Source organism: Streptomyces flaveolus (genome assembly GCF_014648815.1).
In the GTDB taxonomy this organism is placed as follows: Bacteria; Actinomycetota; Actinomycetes; order Streptomycetales; family Streptomycetaceae; genus Streptomyces; species Streptomyces flaveolus.
Genome location: NZ_BMRV01000008.1, coordinates 92,365 through 110,596 on the forward strand (window position 1 = coordinate 92,365; position 18,232 = coordinate 110,596).

The 18,232-nt window shown below is 72.7% G+C and carries 16 protein-coding genes; 7 read left to right on the forward strand and 9 right to left on the reverse strand.

The window, feature by feature from the left end; genetic code table 11:
* Positions 1-2: 2 nt before the first annotated feature.
* The 4 genes from IEZ05_RS19885 to IEZ05_RS19900 are packed head-to-tail and all read right to left on the reverse strand — an operon-like array spanning position 3 to position 1,459.
* Complete coding sequence (locus IEZ05_RS19885; protein WP_189231518.1) at positions 3-416, reverse strand: hypothetical protein; 414 nt, start codon at positions 414-416, stop codon at positions 3-5.
* 46 nt (positions 417-462) lie between these two features.
* Entirely contained in the window at positions 463-993 is a 531-nt protein-coding gene (locus IEZ05_RS19890; protein ID WP_189231519.1) for a protease inhibitor I42 family protein, read from the reverse strand.
* On the reverse strand, positions 953-1,294 hold the full coding sequence (locus tag IEZ05_RS19895) for a hypothetical protein (protein WP_229869771.1): 342 nt from the start codon (positions 1,292-1,294) through the stop codon (positions 953-955). The genes IEZ05_RS19890 and IEZ05_RS19895 overlap by 41 nt, the downstream gene beginning before the upstream one ends.
* Positions 1,295-1,321: 27 nt before the next feature.
* Positions 1,322-1,459, reverse strand: coding sequence for a hypothetical protein (locus IEZ05_RS19900; RefSeq protein ID WP_189231759.1), 138 nt, complete (start codon positions 1,457-1,459; stop codon positions 1,322-1,324).
* A gap of 202 nt (positions 1,460-1,661) precedes the next feature.
* On the opposite strand from IEZ05_RS19900, the gene IEZ05_RS19905 reads away from it, so the two are divergent.
* The gene (locus tag IEZ05_RS19905; RefSeq protein ID WP_189231520.1) at positions 1,662-2,228 is read left to right on the forward strand and encodes a DUF6328 family protein; all 567 of its coding nucleotides are present in this window, start codon (positions 1,662-1,664) and stop codon (positions 2,226-2,228) included.
* A gap of 143 nt (positions 2,229-2,371) precedes the next feature.
* Here IEZ05_RS19905 and IEZ05_RS19910 read toward each other — a convergent pair whose 3' ends face one another.
* The 4 genes from IEZ05_RS19910 to IEZ05_RS19925 all read right to left on the reverse strand — a co-directional run bounded on the left by IEZ05_RS19910 (position 2,372) and on the right by IEZ05_RS19925 (position 7,363).
* Entirely contained in the window at positions 2,372-2,614 is a 243-nt protein-coding gene (locus IEZ05_RS19910) for a DUF5302 domain-containing protein (RefSeq protein WP_189231521.1), read from the reverse strand.
* Positions 2,615-2,706: 92 nt separating this feature from the next.
* Entirely contained in the window at positions 2,707-4,119 is a 1,413-nt protein-coding gene (locus tag IEZ05_RS19915; RefSeq protein WP_189231522.1) for a DEAD/DEAH box helicase, read from the reverse strand.
* A 206-nt stretch (positions 4,120-4,325) separates the two neighbouring features.
* Positions 4,326-5,792, reverse strand: a complete 1,467-nt coding sequence (gene pntB / locus IEZ05_RS19920) for a Re/Si-specific NAD(P)(+) transhydrogenase subunit beta (protein WP_189231523.1) — start codon at positions 5,790-5,792, stop codon at positions 4,326-4,328.
* 5 nt (positions 5,793-5,797) lie between these two features.
* Positions 5,798-7,363, reverse strand: coding sequence for a Re/Si-specific NAD(P)(+) transhydrogenase subunit alpha (locus IEZ05_RS19925; RefSeq protein ID WP_189231524.1), 1,566 nt, complete (start codon positions 7,361-7,363; stop codon positions 5,798-5,800).
* A gap of 272 nt (positions 7,364-7,635) precedes the next feature.
* On the opposite strand from IEZ05_RS19925, the gene IEZ05_RS19930 reads away from it, so the two are divergent.
* The gene (locus IEZ05_RS19930; protein WP_189231525.1) at positions 7,636-9,420 is read left to right on the forward strand and encodes an ATP-binding SpoIIE family protein phosphatase; all 1,785 of its coding nucleotides are present in this window, start codon (positions 7,636-7,638) and stop codon (positions 9,418-9,420) included.
* Between the two features lie 181 nt (positions 9,421-9,601).
* Here the strand turns inward: IEZ05_RS19930 and IEZ05_RS19935 are convergent, their stop codons facing one another.
* On the reverse strand, positions 9,602-11,518 hold the full coding sequence (locus IEZ05_RS19935) for an ABC transporter ATP-binding protein (protein ID WP_189231741.1): 1,917 nt from the start codon (positions 11,516-11,518) through the stop codon (positions 9,602-9,604).
* 126 nt (positions 11,519-11,644) lie between these two features.
* Here IEZ05_RS19935 and IEZ05_RS19940 point away from each other — a divergent pair, with 126 nt between their 5' ends.
* From IEZ05_RS19940 to IEZ05_RS19960, 5 genes are all read left to right on the forward strand, one after another.
* On the forward strand, positions 11,645-12,640 hold the full coding sequence (locus tag IEZ05_RS19940; RefSeq protein WP_189231526.1) for a lysylphosphatidylglycerol synthase transmembrane domain-containing protein: 996 nt from the start codon (positions 11,645-11,647) through the stop codon (positions 12,638-12,640).
* A gap of 150 nt (positions 12,641-12,790) precedes the next feature.
* Positions 12,791-13,615 (forward strand): S1 family peptidase, encoded by an 825-nt coding sequence (locus IEZ05_RS19945; protein ID WP_229869772.1) that lies wholly within the window; start codon positions 12,791-12,793, stop codon positions 13,613-13,615.
* 273 nt (positions 13,616-13,888) lie between these two features.
* Positions 13,889-14,968 (forward strand): mechanosensitive ion channel family protein, encoded by a 1,080-nt coding sequence (locus IEZ05_RS19950; RefSeq protein WP_189231528.1) that lies wholly within the window; start codon positions 13,889-13,891, stop codon positions 14,966-14,968.
* Positions 14,969-15,097: 129 nt separating this feature from the next.
* On the forward strand, positions 15,098-17,317 hold the full coding sequence (locus tag IEZ05_RS19955; RefSeq protein ID WP_189231529.1) for an NADP-dependent isocitrate dehydrogenase: 2,220 nt from the start codon (positions 15,098-15,100) through the stop codon (positions 17,315-17,317).
* Between the two features lie 116 nt (positions 17,318-17,433).
* Positions 17,434-18,231 carry an N-formylglutamate amidohydrolase gene (locus IEZ05_RS19960; protein WP_189231530.1) on the forward strand — a complete coding sequence of 266 codons (798 nt, stop codon included), beginning with the start codon at positions 17,434-17,436 and terminating at the stop codon, positions 18,229-18,231.
* Position 18,232: the final 1 nt, after the last annotated feature.

Genomic DNA, 18,232 nt, shown 5'->3' on the forward strand with positions numbered 1-18,232 from the left:
GTTCACGTGCTCCGGCCCCGTGCCCGGGCGAGCGGCTTCCGTTCGAGGAGGGGCGCGACGGCGTGCAGCCAGGTGGCCGCGGTGTCGTCGGCGGCGATGCCGCACGCGAGTTCGGTGCCGGCCACCAGCCACTCGTGTACGAGGGCGGCCGCTTCCCGGCGGGGCAGGGGCTCGGGCAGCTCCGGGGCGTGGGCGAGTCCGCCGGCGCGCACGGTGTCGGCGAGGAAGGCGACCGAGCGCCCCTGGGTGCCGAGGCGGTCGAGGACGACGGTTGCGGCCGCGGCGCCGTCGCCGAACAGGGCGGTGCGCCGGTCGCCGGACTCGGCGGTGAGGCCGTAACGCAGCAGGACGGTGATGTCGAGCCGGGCCAGCTCGTCGTCCGTGCGGTCGGGCGGGTGCGGGGCGCCGTCGTTCATGCGGGGCCTCGGGTGTCTCGTCTCGTCTGACCGGTCCGGCTGCGGCTCAGCCGACGGTGACGGTGTAGGTGATGCGCTCGGGGGCCTGGGAGGGGGTGGGCGATCCCGTGGCCGGGGCGGCGGAGGGGCCGGCCGTCCCGGGGGGCCGCGTGGAGGTGTTGCCCGTGCACGTGGTGAAGGTGCAGTGCAGCAGCGTGAACCGGGTGGTTCCCTTGCCCTTGGCCTCGAAGGTGAAGGTGAGCCGGCCGCCGGCACCGGGTACCGGCTCGTCGCCGGAGTCCGACGCGTGGTCCCGGCCGCGGCTGACGAGTACCGAGCTGTCGGGCGCGGGGCCGACCAGGTACCAGTACTCGCGGGTGGAGGCGTTCTGGTCGACGGTGAGCGTGAAGCGCTCGCCCGGCTCGGCGGTGATGCTGGTGTCGTTCACCGGGCGGCTCGAGGTGCCCCCGGAGCCGCCGGCCGGTTCGTCGGTGCCGGAGCCGCAGCCCGTGGTGAGAGCGAGGAGCGCGGCCGCCGCGACCGCGGCACCGCCCCTGCTACCGCGGAAGATGGACGCTGTACGCGTTGGGGAGATCATTGCTGGAAGCCTTGCCCATGTGACCGTTGATGAAGTCGTCCTCGCTGACCCAGGTGGTCGAGCCCCAGGGGTTGTACACCTGGAGCATGTCACCCTCCTGGGCGATGATGGTCATCGCGTGGGCGCCCTCCTTGCCCGAGACGTCCACCGGCACCGGCCGCCCCTGCGCCACCGACCTCTCGACGTCGGTGAGGACCGCCCTGCGGTCGGCTGCGCTGTTCAGGTCCTGGCGCTCGTAGTCGGTGCCGGTGACGCTGCCGACGGCGGAGTCGTTGATCCGTTCCTGCTCCTCGGGCCCCATGCCGCCCCGGTTCTCTCCCGCCGTCGCCTACGACGCGTTCAGCGCCGACGCGGCGTCGTGGCCGCCGGCATCGCCGTAGGAGTAGGTCGTGCGGGACTTGACGGCCGAGCTGACGCCATCCATGTCCGTTCCGGCGTCGTCGAGTTGCCGGGCCTGGCCGGTCATACCTGCCTTGACCTGAACACTCAGGTCACAGGCGGTGGTTCAGTCGTCGTCCGTCACACACCTCCTCCACGCGGCCTGCCCTCACTCCCCGGATCGCGCGGAATCGGTGAGACGCGCCACGCCGGAGATGGTGGTCGTGCGCCGGCCCCTGCATGAAGAAGGCCAGGCGGGGCAGATGGTCGGCCTGCGATCGGGAGGTGCCATGACCACAGCGGAGCAGTCGGCCGAGCTCCGGGAGAAGACCGCGTGCCGAGCACATCACGACGGCCACGGCCCGGGGCCCGGTGCCGAGGACCCGGAGTCGCCGCGCGAGCGGGTGAACCGCCGCTGGAACGAGATCCTTCAGGAGACGCGGGTCACCCAGACCGGTGTGCAGATCCTCTTCGGCTTCCTGCTGAGCGTGGCCTTCACCCCGCTGTTCCGGGAACTGGGAACGGTGGACCGCGTCATCTACGTCACCACCGTGGTCCTGGGCGCTTCGGCGACGGGCTCGCTCATAGCGCCCGTGTCCATCCACCGCTTCCTGTCCGGTCAGCGCATGAAGGACGAAGTCGTGGAGGCCGCCGGCCGCTTGATGATGTGCGGGATGGTCCTGCTCGCGCTGACCATCGGCTGCACGCTGCTGCTGATCCTGCGTTTCGTGATCCCCGGCGTCCTCGCCGAAGCGCTCGCCGCCGGTGTCATGCTCTGGTTCGGCCTGTGCTGGTACGTGCTGCCGCTGCACCTGCGCCGTCGCTCCGCTCGGCGCTCCCCCGCCGACGACTCGTAGCCGGTCGGAGGCAATGCCTCCGGTCACGCCTTGCCCGCGACGGGCGCAGTCGGATGCGCACATCGCGGGCCACTGCACGGTGCGCGCGGGGTCAGGAGCGCGCGGGGTGCCGGTGAAGCGGCCGGGTCCCAGGACCGGTGGACTCAGCCACCGCTCTTGCGTCGGAACGACCGCTGGCTCGACGCCGGGCCGTGCGCCGCGCGCACCTTCGACGCGTCGGGATTGGCGGCCATGTCGGCGGCGTCCGCCTGAGCACCGCGCTTGCGCGCCAGGGCTTCGCGGAACTTGCGCTTGAGGTCGTAGTTGCCGTCGCTGTCCGGCGCCAGCGGGGACGTCTCGGCGGCGGCCGGCTCCGAACCTTCCGTCGGTACGGGCTCTGCGGTCATGGTGACCTCCTGGGTTCGGGTGGGGGTGGGGCAAGCACAGCTTGTCATGCCGGGCGCGGTGCGGGGCGCCGGTGACATCATCCCGCTCCGTTTCAGCCGTTGCGACGCACGAGGGCGGCCTTGCGGGCCTCGGCGAGCTTGCGGGCCTCGCCGGACTTCCGGGACCTGCCGCCGGCGCCGCGGGAGGGGTCCTTGCTGGTGCCGAGGCCGCGGAACGGAGCGTTGTTGTTCTTGGGCCGGGGGGCGGGGGGTCCGCCGTCGAGCGGGGTGCCTGAGGGAGCCTTGGCGCCGGTGATCCGGCTCAGCTGCGCCTCGCCCGAACGCACCTTGGTGACGGTCGGCTCGATGCCGGCCCCGGCCAGCATCTGGCTCGTCTCGCGGCGCTGACCCGACAGCACGAGCGTGACCACGGTGCCGGTCTCACCGGCGCGGGCGGTGCGGCCCGCCCGGTGCACATAGTCCTTGGGGTCGGTGGGCGGGTCGACGTTGACCACGAGATCGAGGTCGTCGACGTGCAGTCCACGGGCCGCGACGTTGGTCGCCACCAGAACGGTGATCTGGCCGTTCTTGAACTGCGCCAGGGTCCGCGTGCGCTGGGGCTGGGACTTGCCGCTGTGCAGGGCCCCGGCGTGCACCCCGCTGGCCCGCAGATGCCGGGTGAGCTGGTCGACGGCGTGCTTGGTGTCGAGGAACAGCAGGACGCGGCCGTCGCGGGCGGCGATCTCCGTGGTGACGGCGTAGCGGTCGGGTCCGTGGACGACCAGGACGTGGTGCTCCATCGTCGAGACGGCGCCCGCGGACGGGTCCACCGAGTGGACGACGGGGTCGTGGAGGTAGCGGCGGACCAGCTGGTCGACGTCGCGATCCAGCGTGGCCGAGAACAGCATCCGCTGACCGTCGGGGTGCACCTGGTCGAGCACGTCGACCACCTGCGGCAGGAATCCCAGGTCGCACATCTGGTCGGCCTCGTCCAGCACGGTGATCCTCACCCGTCCCAGGCGGCAGGCGTTGCGCTCGATCAGGTCGTGCAGGCGTCCCGGGGTGGCGACGACCACCTCGGCTCCCTCGCGCAGCGCGGCGATCTGCCGGCCGATCGACATGCCGCCGACGACCGTGGCCGTCCGCAGCCGCAGTGCCTCGGCGTACGGTGCCAGCGCCTCGGTGACCTGCTGGGCCAGCTCCCGGGTCGGCACCAGGATCAGCGCGAGGGGCTGCTTCGGTTCGGCGCGCCGGCCGGCCGTGCGGGTCAGCAGCGGCAGGCCGAAGGCGAGCGTCTTGCCCGATCCGGTGCGCCCCCTGCCCAGGACATCGCGCCCCTTCAGGGCATCGGGCAGGGTGGCGGCCTGGATCGGGAAGGGTTCGCGCACCTCGAGCCGGCTCAGCGTCCGCAGCACCTCGCCCGGCAGTTCCAGGCCGGCGAAGGAGACGGCCGGGGGCAGCGCCGGGGTGGTGTCACCGGGCCGGGCGGGACCGCCGTGAGGGGTGCCGGAGTCGTCGGGATGCATCGTGAACAGCCTTCCGCAGGGGAACGTACCGAGGAAGGCCCGGCAGGATCGAACGGCCCGCGCACAAGCGGCACCGAACGTGCAGAATCGCCCACCGCGACGACCACGCAAACGCATGACACTAACACAGGACATGACAGCGTGCCGTGATCCCGGTCGCACCTTGCCACGGGCGGCCACCGGCCGGGCCGGTGACCGCCCTCGTCTCAGCCGCGGACCGGCGTGGCCCGACGCGTGCCCGGGGCCGGCCCGTGGTCGTCGTTCGTGCCGAGCGCGTGCAGGATCTCCTCGACGCTCTGCTTGGCGTCGCCGAAGAGCATGCTGCTGTTCTCGCGGAAGAAGAGCGGGTTCTGGACGCCCGCGTAGCCGGAGGCCATGGAGCGCTTGAAGACGATGACCTGTTCCGCCTCCCAGACCCGCAGCACCGGCATGCCGGCGATCGGGCTGGCCGGGTCCTCGGCCGCGGCCGGGTTGACGGTGTCGTTCGCGCCGATGACCAGCACGACGGAGGTGTCCGCGAAGTCGTCGTTGATCTCGTCCAGTTCCAGGACGATGTCGTAGGGCACCTTGGCTTCGGCCAGCAGCACGTTCATGTGCCCCGGCAGGCGCCCCGCGACGGGGTGGACGCCGAAGCGCACCTCCACGCCCCGCTCCCGCAGCCGCCGCGTCAGCTCCGCGACCGGGTGCTGGGCCTGGGCGACCGCCATGCCGTACCCGGGGGTGATGATCACCGAGCGGGCCCGGGCGAGCATCTCGGCCGCCTCCTCGGCCCGCACCTCGCGGTGCTCGCCCTGCTCGTCCTCGCGGCCGGACGGCGCCTCGATGCCGAAACCGCCCGCGATGACGGAGAGGAAGGAGCGGTTCATCGCCTTGCACATGATGTAGGACAGGTAGGCGCCGGAGGAGCCGACCAGTGCGCCCGTGACGATGAGCAGGTTGTTGTCGAGCAGGAAGCCCGCCGCGGCCGCGGCCCAGCCCGAGTAGCTGTTGAGCATCGAGACGACGACGGGCATGTCGCCGCCGCCGATCGAGGCGACCAGGTGCCAGCCGAGCGCCAGGGCCAGCACGGTCACCGCGATCATCAGCGGCAGGCCGGGGCTGATCGTGAACCACACGGTCAGGGCGACGAAGACGCCGAGGGCGCCGACGTTCAGCGCGTTCTTGCCCGGCAGCATCAGTGGACGGGACGCGATGCGCGCCGAGAGCTTCAGGAAGGCGACGACCGAGCCGGTGAAGGTGACGGCACCGATGAAGATGCCGATGAACACCTCGGCGTGGTGGATGCCCAGCAGGTCGGCTCCGATCCGGGTCTGCGCCGCGCCGTGCGCCTCCACCTCCAGGTAGCTGTTCCAGCCGACCAGCACCGCGGCGAGGCCGACGAAGCTGTGCAGTACCGCGATGAGTTCGGGCATCTGCGTCATCTCGACCCGCCGTGCCCGCCACAGGCCGATCGCGGCGCCGAGCGCCATCGCCAGCACGATCAGGGCCACCGCCCCGGCGCTGATGCTCTGCGCCGCCACCACGACCGTGGCGGCCAGCGCAAGGGCCATGCCGGCGATGCCGTGGACGACGCCGGCGCGCGAGGTGCGGTGCTGGGACAGGCCGGCCAGGCTGAGGATGAACAGCAGGGCGGCGACCAGGTCGGCAGCGTGGGAGGCCGTCATGGAGGTCATCCGGCTCAGCCTTTCGAGAACATGGACAGCATGCGGCGGGTGACGGCGAAACCGCCGAAGATGTTGATGCTCGCCAGCAGGATCGCCGCGAAGGACAGCGCGGTGACGAGCCTGCTCTCGTGCCCGATCTGCAGCAGGGCGCCGATCACGACGATGCCCGAGATCGCGTTGGTGACCGACATCAGCGGTGTGTGCAGCGCGTGGTGCACCTTGCCGATGACGTAGTAGCCGATCACCACCGCCAGGGCGAACACGGTCAGGTTCTCGGCGAGTTGGGCCGGTGCGAAGGCCACGAGCAGGAACATCGCGAGCATGCCGAGCCCGAGGACGCCGAGGCGCGCCGCGGGCGTCAGTCTGGGCCGCGGGGCCCCGGGCGGGGCGGGTTCGGCGGCGGGCTGCGCGGGCCCCGGGGCCGGCGCGGCCGAGACCGCCACGGGCGGTGGCGGCCAGGTGACCTCCCCGTCCCGCACCACGGTCACGGCCCGCTGCACGACGTCGTCGAAGTCGATCGTCAGCTGCCCGTCCTTGCCGGGGGTGAGCAGCTTGACCAGGTTCAGCAGGTTGGTGCCGAACAGCTGCGACGCCTGGGCGGGCAGCCGGGAGGCGAGGTCGGTGTAGCCGATGACGGTGACGCCGTTGCCGGTCACCACCGTGCGCCCCGGCACGGTGCCCTCGACGTTGCCGCCCTGGGCGGCGGCCATGTCGACGATGACGCTGCCCGGCTTCATGACGGCCACGTCCTCGACCGTCAGCAGGCGCGGCGCCGGCCGGCCCGGGATCAGCGCGGTGGTGATCACGACGTCCACGTCCCGGGCCTGCTCGTGGTAGAGCTCGGCGGCGGCACGGTCGTAGTCGGCGGAGGTCGCCCTGGCGTACCCGTCGGCGCTCGTCTCCTGGGCGACGTTCACCGGGAGGTACTCGCCGCCGAGGGACTTCACCTGGTCCGCGACCTCGGGCCGCGGGTCGGTGGCCCGTACGATCGCGCCGAGGCTGGAGGCGGCGCCGATCGCCGCCAGACCGGCCACACCCACGCCGGCGACGAGCACCTTCGCCGGCGGCACCTTGCCCGCCGCGGTGACCTGGCCGGTGAAGAACCGGCCGAAGACGTGCGCGGCCTCGATGACCGCCCGGTACCCGGCGATGTTCGCCATCGACGACAGCACGTCCATCGACTGCGCCCGCGAGATGCGCGGCACCGCGTCCAGCGCCAGGGCGGTCACCCGGGCATCGGCGAGCGCCCGCAGCAGCCCGGACTGCTGTGCCGGGGCCAGCAGGGCGACCAGGGTGGCCCCCGGCCGCAGCCGGGTGACCTCCTCGTCGGAGGGGGAGGTCACCTTCAGGACGACGTCCGCGGTCCACGCCTCGCCGGTCTCGGCGCCGGCGTCGAGGTAGGACCGGTCACTGAAGCCGGAGGCCGCGCCGGCCCCCGGCTCCACCACGACCTCGTAACCGAGGCCGAGCAGCTGGCGAACCGTCGTGGGAGTCGCGGCGACACGCCTCTCCCCCGGAACGGACTCGGCCACCACGCCGATGCGCTGTGGTGGTTGGTGCGCGGATTCACGTGAAGACATGTCTCGTGTTCTCTCCTCGGAGGGGATGGAACGGGATGTCCTGGGTGTCCCTCGGCCCCTTTCCCTGTGGGCGCGGCCGTAGGAACCTACCCGTCGGAGCCGCCCGTGCAGAGGCGCAGGACCGTGGCGCGTCTCACTCGGCGGGCGCCGCGCCGCCGTCCGCCGCCCGGACCTGCCGCCGGCGCGAGGCGGGGCTTTCCCCGACCGGACAGGCGCGGTGGCCGGTAGGAGGGGCAGAATCGGTTCCAGGAGGCCCTGGGAGGAGGCGGCGCGTGCGGGAACGACAGTGGCGGCGTGGAGCGCGACGGCCTCCGGGTCCCTTCGTCGGCGGACACCGCACGCTGCGGACCGCGCTGCGGCCGGTCAGCGAGGCGCTGGGCGCGCGCCGCCGGCTGGCCTGGCTGAACGAGGCCGGGATACGCATCGGGACCACGCTCGACCTCCAGGGCACGGCGAAGGAGCTGGCCGACTTCACCGTCCCGGAGCTGGCGGACGGGTGCGCGGTCGACCTGCTGGACTCGGTGCTCCGGTTCCAGGAGGGCGACCGCTTCCGAGGCCCGGGCGCGCCCGAGCTGAGGGCCATGGCGGTGTCGCAGGTCGATGGGTTGCACCTCGCCCCGGACCCGGTGGGCGAGCTGTCCGTGCACACCGCCGACCGGCTGGGGCAGACCTGCCTGACCTCCCGCAAGCCGGTACTGCTGACCCGGATGACGCGAACCGACTTCGCCGCCGTGGCCCCCACTCCCGACGCCGCCGACCTCATGCGCCGCGCGGGCGTGCACTCCTACCTGGCGGTGCCGCTGATCGCCCGCGGGGTGCTGCTGGGCCTGGCCGACTTCATCCGGGCCGGCAGCCGGGCCCCGTTCACGCGCGCCGACGTCGCCCTGGCCATGGAGCTGGCGTCCAAGGCCGCCATGTGCATCGACAACGCCCGGCTGTACGGACGCGAGCGGGAGCACGTGGTCACGTTGCAGCGGGCCCTGCTGCCCCGGACCAGCCCGAGCACACCCGGTCTCGACGTGTCCTCCTGCTACGTCCCGGCCGGTGATCCGGCCGCGGTGGGCGGCGACTGGTTCGACGTCGTCGCACTGCCCAGCGGCCGTACCGCGCTGATGGTGGGCGACGTGATGGGACGCGGGCTGGCCGCCGCCGCGACGATGGGCCGGCTGCGCACGGTGGCCCGCACCCTGATGGCCCTCGACATCGCGCCCGAGCGGCTGCTGGCCCGGCTCGACCTGGCCGCCCGAGACCTGGAGGAGGACCAGGTCGCCACCTGCCTGTGCGCGGTCCACGACCCGTACGACGGCACCTTCCGCATCGCCAGCGCCGGTCACCCGCCGCCCCTGCTGACCGGGCCGGACGGCACGACGTCGTTCCTGGACGTGCCCGCCGGGGCGCCGCTGGGGGCCGGGGTGATCCCGTACGACCCGGTCGACTGCCCCGTGCCCCGGCGGGGGCGGCTGACGCTGTACACGGACGGTCTGATCAGGTCGCGCACCGCCGGTCTGGACACGCAGCTGGAGCGGCTGCGCCGGGCGGTCGGCGACGGCGTGCCCGAGGACGGCACGGTGTGCCAGGCCGTCACCGAGCGCGTCGGCGGGGACCGGGCGGACGACGCGATCGTGCTCGTGGCCGCCGCCCGGCCGCTCGGTCCCGAGGGCGAGGTGTACGCGCGTGCGCTGCCGCCGGACGGCACGGCCGCGGGGCAGGCCCGGGCCACGGTGCGTGAGCAGCTGGCGAAGTGGGGGCTGCAGGACCTGGTCGACACGACGGAGCTGGTGGTCAGCGAGCTGGTCGGCAACGCCCTGCGCTACGGCAACGCTCCCGGTGAGCTGCGGCTGCTGCGGAACGAGCGGCTGTCCGTGGAGGTGTCCGACACGGGGCCCGACCTGCCGCAGATCCAGCACGCCGACGTGAGCGACGAGAGCGGGCGCGGGCTTCAGCTGATCAACATGCTGTGCCGGCGCTGGGGTTCGTGCCGCACGCCCGGCGGCAAGGTCGTCTGGGCCGAACAGGACCTCCCCGCGAGTGCCGGGAGCGTCCCTCCCGCGCGGTGAGTGCCGCGAACCCGCCGCGAACCCCGGCGGCTCCCCTGCACACCGAACTGCGCGAGCTGCTGCGGATCGTCCCGGACGGCGTGCTGGACCACTCCCGAGCCGTCCCCCTCCCCCACCGGAAGGGGCGACACGTGACGGCGGCGGTACGCCCGGCCGGGCGTACCGCCCGCGCCTTCCTGCCTCAACGCCCTGACGGCGCCGGCTCGGCGTGCCGCGGCCGGCCGGCCGCGTCCCCGGCCGGCCCGGGCGCGGCGAACTGCGTGCGATACAGCTCGGCGTACCTGCCGCCGGCCGCGAGGAGTTCGTCGTGCGTGCCGCGTTCCACGATCCGGCCCGCCTCGACGACCAGGATCTGGTCGGCCGCCCGGACCGTGGACAGCCGGTGGGCGATCACGATGGCCGTCCTGCCCTCCAGGGCCTCGGCGAGCGCTTCCTGGACGGCCGCCTCGGAGGTGTTGTCGAGGTGTGCGGTGGCCTCGTCGAGGATGACGACGCGCTGACGGGCCAGCAGCAGCCGGGCGATGGTCATGCGCTGGCGTTCGCCGCCGGAGAGGCGGTAACCGCGCTCGCCGACCACGGTGTCGAGGCCGTCGGGCAGGGACCGCACGAGGTCGTCGAGGCGGGCGCGGCGCAGCGCGTCCCACAGCTCGGTGTCGGTGGCCTCGGGCCGGGCCAGCAGCAGGTTGGCGCGGACGGTGTCGTGGAAGAGGTGGCCGTCCTGGGTGACCATGCCGAGGGTGTCGCGCAGTGACCGGGCGGTGAGGTCGCGGACGTCGACGCCGCCGATCCGTACGGCGCCGGCGTCGGTGTCGTACAGGCGCGGCAGCAGCTGGGCGATGGTCGACTTGCCGGCGCCGGAGGAGCCGACGAGCGCGATCGTCCGGCCCGGTTCGGCGCGGAAGGAGAGTCCGTGCAGGACCTCGTCGCCGCCGCGGGTGTCCAGGGAGGCGACCTCTTCGAGGGAGGCCAGGGAGACCTTGTCGGCGGACGGGTAGCCGAAGCGGACGTCGTCGAACTCGACGGCGACGGGGCCGTCGGGGACGGGGCGGGCGTCGGGCTTCTCGGCGATCAGCGGGGTCAGGTCCAGCACCTCGAAGACGCGCTCGAAACTGACGAGGGCGCTCATCACCTCGACGCGGGCCCCGGCGAGTGCGGTGAGCGGCGCGTACAGGCGAGTGAGCAGCAGCGCCAGGGCGACGACGGCGCCCGGGTCCAGGGTGCCGCGCAGGGCGAACCAGCCGCCGAGGCCGTAGACGACGGCCAGGGCCAGGGCGGAGACCAGGGTGAGCGCGGTGATGAACGCCGCCTGGGCGGTGGCGGTGCGCACGCCGATGTCCGCGACACGGCGGGCGCGGGCGGCGAACTCCGCGGACTCCTCCTCGGGGCGGCCGAACAGCTTGATGAGCGTGGCGCCGGGCGCGGAGAAGCGCTCGGTCATCCGGGTGCCCATCGCGGCGTTCAGGGTGGCGGCCTCGCGCTGCATGCGGGCCATGCGGCGGCCCATGCGGCGGGCGGGGACCACGAACACCGGCAGCAGCACCAGCGCGATCAGGGTGATCTGCCAGGACAGGGTGAGCATGACGGCGAGGGTCAGCAGCAGGGTGACCAGGTTGCTGACCACGCCGGACAGGGTGTTGCTGAAGGCGCGCTGGGCGCCGATGACGTCGTTGTTGAGACGGGAGACCAGCGCTCCCGTACGGGTGCGTGTGAAGAACGCCACCGGCATGCGCTGCACATGATCGAACACAGCCGTCCGCAGGTCGAGGATGAGTCCCTCCCCGAGCGTCGCCGACAGCCTGCGGGAGAGGATGCCGAGCGCCGCCTCGGCGACCGCGATCACCGCGATCAGCAGCGCCAGCCGGACGACCGTGCTCTCGTCGCCGCCGGTCACGATGGCGTTCACGACCTTTCCGGCCAGCACCGGGGTGGCGACGGCGAGGAGAGCGGTCGCCACCCCGAGCAGCACGAACCAGGTGATGCGGCGGCGGTGCGGGCGGGCGAAGGCGCCGATGCGGCGCAGGGTGGTGCGGGCGAAGGGACGGCGTTCCTGCTCGGCGTTCATCACGCTGTGCAGCTGCGTCCAGGCGGTGGTCTCCATGCTCATGCGGGTGACGGTATGACCTCAAGTTTCCTTGAGGTCAAGGACGGCGTGCCCGCGATCCGTAAGCCCGCGTCCGCGCGTCGGTCATCCGTAGTTGGCGCGGCTCGGGGAGTGTCTTGTGGTGTGACAGCGGTGCACCTTCCCGAGACGCCTCTCTCCGGCCGTGTCCCGACTGCCCGCCCGGACGGGCGGGCACGCCTGGTCCGGCGGCTCGTCTGTGTCCTTCCGCTGCTGCTGGTCACCGTGGTGGCGGTGCGGCACCGGTCGGTGCTCGCCGAGGGCTTCGGCCGGCTCGCCGACGCCGAGGGGCCCTGGCTGCTGGCGGCGGCCGGCGTGACGTGTCTGACCTGGGTGGCCGCCGCCTGCACCCGGCAGGGTGCGGTGGTGGAACGGCTGCCGTCGGGGCGACTGCTCGCCGTCCAGTTCGCGGCGGGCGCGGCCAACCATCTGCTGCCGACGGGGCTGGGCGCGAGCGCGGTCAACCTGCGGTTCATGACGGTGTGCGGGCTGCCTCTCGCCCGTTCGTCCGCCGCCCTCGCCCTGTATCTGCTGGCGGAGGGCGCCGGGCGGCTGGCCCTGCTGGGCGGGCTGCTGCTCGCGTTCCCCGGCGCGCTGCGGCTGGGCACGCTGCTGCCCGAGGGGGCCGTCGGCCCGCTGCTGCTCGCCGCGGGGACGGTGCCGGTCGCGGCGGCGGGTGCGCTGGTGCTGGTACGGCGGCTGCGGACGGCCGTGGTCTCCTTCCTGCGGACGGCGCTCGGCGAGGCCCGCTCGGTGCACGCACGCCCGGCGCGGGCGCTCGCGCTGTGGGGCGGCGCGCTGGCCTTCCCCGCGCTGCAGGCGACCGCGCTGGTGCTGATCGGCAGGGCGCTGGGGCTCGGGGTGCCGCCCGGGCACATGGCGGTGGCGTACCTGGCGGCGACGGTCGCGGTCGCGCTGGTGCCCACGCCGGGCGGCATCGGCTCGGTGGAGGCGGCGCTGGTGGTGGCGCTGGTGGCGGCGGGCGGGCCGGCGGCCGTGGCCACGGCGGTGGTCCTCGCCTTCCGCGTCATCACCGTGTGGCTGCCGCTGCTGCCGGGGGCGCTGACCCTGGCGGCGCTGGTGCGGACGAAGGTGCTCTGACGTCCTGTGGTGGTGGTCCGTCCGGGGGTTCTCCCCACCCTGCGCGGGCCCGCTCGCCGGAGCCCGGACAGGCCCACTGACCGGATGGATCAGTTCCTCTTGATCGCGGAGGCTGGGCACGTCGCACCTGCTCGTCCGATCGGAGATCCAGTGTTCAGCTTGAAGTCCTCGCGCCGCACGGTGGCGCGCACCGCCGCGGTGGTCCTGACGGGAGCGGCGTACGCCGCCATGACGACCGGCGGTGCCGAAGCCATCGTCAACGGGGAGGATTCCACGCAGCGTTACCCGTCCATGGTGTCGATCCCGGTGACGGGTGTGGACGACCCCTCGTTCAAGGGCGTCTGCGGGGGATCGTTGATCGACTCGAAGTGGGTGCTCACAGCCGCCCACTGCGTGGACCCGACGCTTGTCACCCCGGACGGCACCGTCCGGATCGGCAGTGCGTGGAAGTCGTCCGGGGGCACGGTCCGGTCCGTCGCGACGACGGTGTCCCACCCCGGCTACAGGAACGGCGACGGCACCGGCCCCAACCGCGACGACCTCGCTCTGATCCGCCTGGACCGCCCGGTCGCCGAGAAGCCCGTCCGCATCGCCGACGCGCCGGGGCGGCCCGGCACCCCGACCCGGGTCCTGGGCTTCGGCACCATCGTCGACGTACCCGACCTCACCGGATGGGTCTTCCCCGAGCGGCTCCAGGAACTCGACACGCGCAGGGGCGCCGACTCGGAGTGCGCGCCGGGCTACGCGGACCGCACCCGCCTGTGCACGATCAGCCGGGTACCGAAGGCCATGGCCTGCAACGGCGACTCGGGTGGCCCCCAGCTCCAGCGGGGCCGGAAGGGGCGCTGGGAGCTCATCGGCGTCACCTCGGGCCCCGGCACCCCGGGCGTGCGCTGCAGCGAGGGCCCGGGGCTCTACACCAGCGCGCCCGCCTACGCGGGCTGGATCCACAAGACGACAGGCCGCAACGGCTGATCCGGGACACCGGCCGCTCGCCACGCCTCGATACATCGGACGGTCCCGTGAGCCGCGCAGGCCGCACCGGGCCCGCACCCGGCGGTGTCCCGGTGCCCCGCCGGTGCGGACGGCACCGCGGCATACGGCAGGATGAGCCCTCGCGCCGGTCGAACTCCCTTGCGGGCCGGTGCGATCGCACGGATGAGAATCGAGCAGGTGACAGGTGACGAGTAAGCACATCCGCCCGTCGGTGAGCGGCTTCGCCGCTGCCGTACCCCTTGGAGGTGACCGATGACCGAAGACCTCACCGTGGACCATCTGGTGCCCGCCGGCATCGCGCTGGCCGCCGGTCTGCTGGGGGCGTTCCTGCTGCGCATGCTGCTGCGCTGGCTGGGACGGCACGCGGCGCGCACCCGGTGGGGCGGCGACGACGTGATGGTGGACGCGTTGCGCACGGTGGTGCCGTGGGCGGCGGTCTCGGGCGGCGTGGCGGGCGCGGCGGCGGCTCTGCCGCTGACCCGGACGGTGCAGCACAACGTCAACCAGGTGCTGACGGTCCTGCTGATCTTCGTGGTGACGGTGTCGGCGGCGCGTGTGATCGCCGGGCTGGTCCGGACGGTGACGACGTCCCGTTCCGGCGTGGCCGGCTCGGCGACGATCTTCGTCAACATCACCCGGGTCCTGGTGCTGGCGATCGGCTTCCTGGTGGTGCTGCAGACGCTGGGCATCTCCATCGCGCCGATGCTCACCGCCCTGGGCGTGGGCGGTCTGGCGGTCGCCCTGGCCTTGCAGGACACGCTCGCCAACCTGTTCGCGGGCATCCACATCCTCGCCTCGAAGACCGTGCAGCCGGGCGACTACATCCGGCTCAGCAGCGGCGAGGAGGGCTACGTCGAGGACATCAACTGGCGGCAGACCACCGTCCGCGCGCTCTCCAACAACCTCGTCGTGATCCCCAACGGGCAGCTCGCCAAGACGAACATGACCAACTTCATGCGTCCCGAGCAGCAGCTGACCATCCTGGTGCAGGCGGGCGTCGCCTACGACAGTGATCTGGAGCACGTGGAGCGGGTCACGATCGAGGTCGTAGCCGAGGTGATGACGGAGATCACCGGGGCGGTGCCGGAGCACGAGCCGGCCGTGCGCTTCCACACCTTCGGCGACTCGCGGATCGGGTTCACGGTGATCCTGGGCGTCGGCGAGTTCAGCGACCAGTACCGGATCAAGCACGAGTTCATCAAGCGCCTGCACCGGCGCTACCGCGAGGAGGGCATCCGCATTCCGGCGCCCGCCCGGACGGTCGCGCTCCAGCAGGGCACCGTGGTGATCCCGCAGCAGCGGACGGGCGAGGACTCCGTGCCGTCCGCCTGATCGATCACCCCCTCGGCCGGGGCCGCGCGGCCGGATGGCCGGAATCTCCGTGCGACCCCTGTCGAGCCGAGGTCGATCACGAGATATCTTGATGTCGAGCAATGTTGCAGACGTGGAGCGGAGCACCCGGTGACTGACTCGACCATCATCTACACACACACTGACGAGGCCCCGGCCCTGGCGACGTATTCCTTCCTGCCGGTGATCCGGGCGTACGCCTCGCAGGCGGGTGTCTCCGTGGAGACCCGGGACATCTCGCTGGCCGGACGGATCATCGCCCTGTTCCCGGAGTACCTCACCGAGGACCAGCGCATCCCGGACGCCCTCGCCGAGCTCGGCGAGCTGGCCAAGACGCCCGCGGCCAACATCATCAAGCTGCCGAACATCTCGGCGTCCATCCCGCAGCTCAAGGCCGCCATCGCCGAGCTGCAGGGCCAGGGCTACGCGCTGCCGGCCTACCCGGACGACCCGAAGACCGACGAGGAGCGCGACATCCGCGCCCGCTACGACAAGGTCAAGGGCTCCGCGGTCAACCCGGTCCTGCGCGAGGGCAACTCCGACCGCCGCGCCCCGGCCTCGGTGAAGAACTACGCCAAGACCCACCCGCACCGCATGGGCGCCTGGACCCCCGAGTCCAAGACGAACGTCGCGACCATGGGCGAGAACGACTTCCGCTCCACCGAGAAGTCCGTGGTGATCGCCGAGGACGGCGCGCTGCGGATCGAGCTGGTCGGCGACGACGGCACCACCACGGTGCTGCGCGAGTCCGTGCCGGTGAAGAAGGACGAGGTCGTCGACGCCTCGGTGCTGCGCGTCGCCGCGCTGCGCGAGTTCCTGACCGCGCAGGTCGCCCGCGCCAAGTCCGAGGGCATCCTGTACTCGGTGCACCTGAAGGCCACGATGATGAAGGTCTCCGACCCGATCATCTTCGGCCACGTGGTACGCGCCTTCTTCCCGAAGACGTTCGCCAAGTACGGCGACGTCCTCGCCAAGGCCGGCCTCACCCCGAACGACGGCCTGGGCGGCATCTACAAGGGCCTGGAGGCCCTGCCCGAGGGCGCCGAGATCAAGGCCTCCTTCGACGCCGAGCTCGCCGAGGGCCCGGAGCTGGCGATGGTCGACTCCGACAAGGGCATCACCAACCTGCACGTGCCCTCCGACGTCATCATCGACGCCTCCATGCCGGCCATGATCCGCACCTCCGGCCACATGTGGGGCGCGGACGGCCAGGAGCACGACGCCCTCGCCGTCATCCCGGACTCCTCCTACGCCGGCGTGTACCAGGCCGTCATCGAGGACTGCCGCGCCAACGGCGCCTTCGACCCGTCGACGATGGGCTCCGTCCCGAACGTCGGCCTCATGGCGCAGAAGGCCGAGGAGTACGGCAGCCACGACAAGACCTTCGAGATCCCCACCACGGGCACGGTCCGCCTGGTCGACGCCGACGGCAACGCCGTGCTGGAGCAGACGGTCTCCGCCGGCGACATCTTCCGCGCCTGCCAGACCAAGGACGCCCCGATCCGCGACTGGGTGAAGCTGGCCGTCACCCGCGCCCGCGCCACCGGCGACCCGGCCGTCTTCTGGCTGGACGAGGGCCGCGCCCACGACGCCAACCTGATCGCCAAGGTCAAGGCGTACCTGACGGAGCACGACACCGAGGGCCTGGACATCCGGATCCTCAACCCGGTCGAGGCGACCAAGCTGTCGGTGGAGCGCATCCGCCGCGGTGAGAACACCATCTCCGTCACCGGCAACGTGCTGCGCGACTACCTGACCGACCTGTTCCCGATCCTGGAGCTGGGCACCAGCGCCAAGATGCTGTCGGTCGTCCCGCTGATGGCGGGCGGCGGCCTGTTCGAGACGGGCGCCGGCGGCTCCGCGCCGAAGCACGTCCAGCAGCTGGTCAAGGAGAACTACCTGCGCTGGGACTCCCTGGGCGAGTTCTTCGCCCTGGTGCCGTCCCTGGAGCAGTACGCGGCGGCCACCGGCAACGGCAGCGCCAAGGTCCTCGCCGACACCCTCGACCGCGCCACGGCGACCTTCCTCAACGAGGACAAGTCCCCGACCCGTCGCGTCGGCGGCATCGACAACCGCGGCAGCCACTTCTACCTGTCCCTGTACTGGGCGCAGGAGCTGGCCCGGCAGACCGACGACGCGGACCTGGCCAAGGCCTTCGCCCCGCTCGCCGAGACGCTCGCCGCCAACGAGCAGAAGATCGTGGACGAGCTGAACGCCGTGCAGGGCAAGCCGGCCGAGATCGGCGGCTACTACCAGCCCGACCCGGCCAAGGCCGCCGCGGTCATGCGCCCGTCGGCCACCTGGAACGAGGCGCTGGCGTCCCTCGCCTGATCCTCGCCGGCCCCCGAGGGCTCCCGGGCACCCCGTCTCCGTCCGCCGGAGGCGGGGTGCCCGTCTCTTCGCCACCGCCTGCCGCGTCCCTGCGACCACCCTTCCGGAGCAGCCCCATGACCGACGCCCCGCAGACCTTCGAGCTGCTGCCCGGCGCCGCGCACTCCCCCGTGATCCTGCACGTGCCGCACTCCTCGCGGGAGATACCGGCCGACGTACGATCCGGCATCGTCCTCGACGACGCGGCGCTGGAACGGGAGCTCGACCACATCACCGACTCGCACACGGCCGAGATCGCCGAGGCCGCGGCCGGACTGGCCGGCGTCACGCCCTGGCGGTTCGTGAACCGGGCGTCGCGGCTGGTGGTCGACCCGGAGCGGTTCCCGGACGACCGCGAGGAGATGACGGCCGTCGGGATGGGCGCCGTGTACACGCGGACCACGCACCGCGAGGTGCTGCGGGCCGACGGCACCGACCCGGAACCGCTGCTCGAGCGGTACTTCCGGCCGTACGCGCGGGCGATGACCGAGGCGGTCGCCGACCGGCTCGCCGCCACCGGGCGGGCCGTGATCGTCGATGTCCACTCCTACCCCACCGAGCCGCTGCCCTACGAGCTGCACGGCGAGGGCCCGCGTCCGCCGGTCTGCCTGGGCACCGACGGCTTCCACACGCCGCCCGAGCTGCTCGCCGCCGCCCGTGAGGCGTTCGCGCCGTGCGGGGAGACCGGGCTCGACAGTCCGTTCGGCGGGACGTACGTGCCGCTGGACTTCTACGGGAAGCGGCGCGAGGTCGGCGCGCTGATGGTGGAGATCCGCCGGGACACCTACATGACCGAGCCGGGCGGGCCGGCCGGGCCCGGTCTGTCCCGCCTCGCGGCATCGCTGGCCATGCTCGTCGACGCCGTATCGGGCTGAT

Excerpts from the sequence above, each read along its gene's own strand:
- IEZ05_RS19885 (WP_189231518.1), bottom strand. The coding sequence starts at position 416 with ATGAACGACGGCGCCCCGCACCCGCCCGACCGCACGGACGACGAGCTG.
- IEZ05_RS19890 (WP_189231519.1), bottom strand. The coding sequence starts at position 993 with ATGATCTCCCCAACGCGTACAGCGTCCATCTTCCGCGGTAGCAGGGGC.
- IEZ05_RS19895 (WP_229869771.1), bottom strand. The coding sequence starts at position 1,294 with ATGGGGCCCGAGGAGCAGGAACGGATCAACGACTCCGCCGTCGGCAGC.
- IEZ05_RS19900 (WP_189231759.1), bottom strand. The coding sequence starts at position 1,459 with ATGACCGGCCAGGCCCGGCAACTCGACGACGCCGGAACGGACATGGAT.
- IEZ05_RS19905 (WP_189231520.1), top strand. The coding sequence starts at position 1,662 with ATGACCACAGCGGAGCAGTCGGCCGAGCTCCGGGAGAAGACCGCGTGC.
- IEZ05_RS19910 (WP_189231521.1), bottom strand. The coding sequence starts at position 2,614 with ATGACCGCAGAGCCCGTACCGACGGAAGGTTCGGAGCCGGCCGCCGCC.
- IEZ05_RS19915 (WP_189231522.1), bottom strand. The coding sequence starts at position 4,119 with ATGCATCCCGACGACTCCGGCACCCCTCACGGCGGTCCCGCCCGGCCC.
- pntB (WP_189231523.1), bottom strand. The coding sequence starts at position 5,792 with ATGACCTCCATGACGGCCTCCCACGCTGCCGACCTGGTCGCCGCCCTG.
- IEZ05_RS19925 (WP_189231524.1), bottom strand. The coding sequence starts at position 7,363 with ATGTCTTCACGTGAATCCGCGCACCAACCACCACAGCGCATCGGCGTG.
- IEZ05_RS19935 (WP_189231741.1), bottom strand. The coding sequence starts at position 11,518 with ATGGAGACCACCGCCTGGACGCAGCTGCACAGCGTGATGAACGCCGAG.
- IEZ05_RS19950 (WP_189231528.1), top strand. The coding sequence starts at position 13,889 with ATGACCGAAGACCTCACCGTGGACCATCTGGTGCCCGCCGGCATCGCG.
- IEZ05_RS19960 (WP_189231530.1), top strand. The coding sequence starts at position 17,434 with ATGACCGACGCCCCGCAGACCTTCGAGCTGCTGCCCGGCGCCGCGCAC.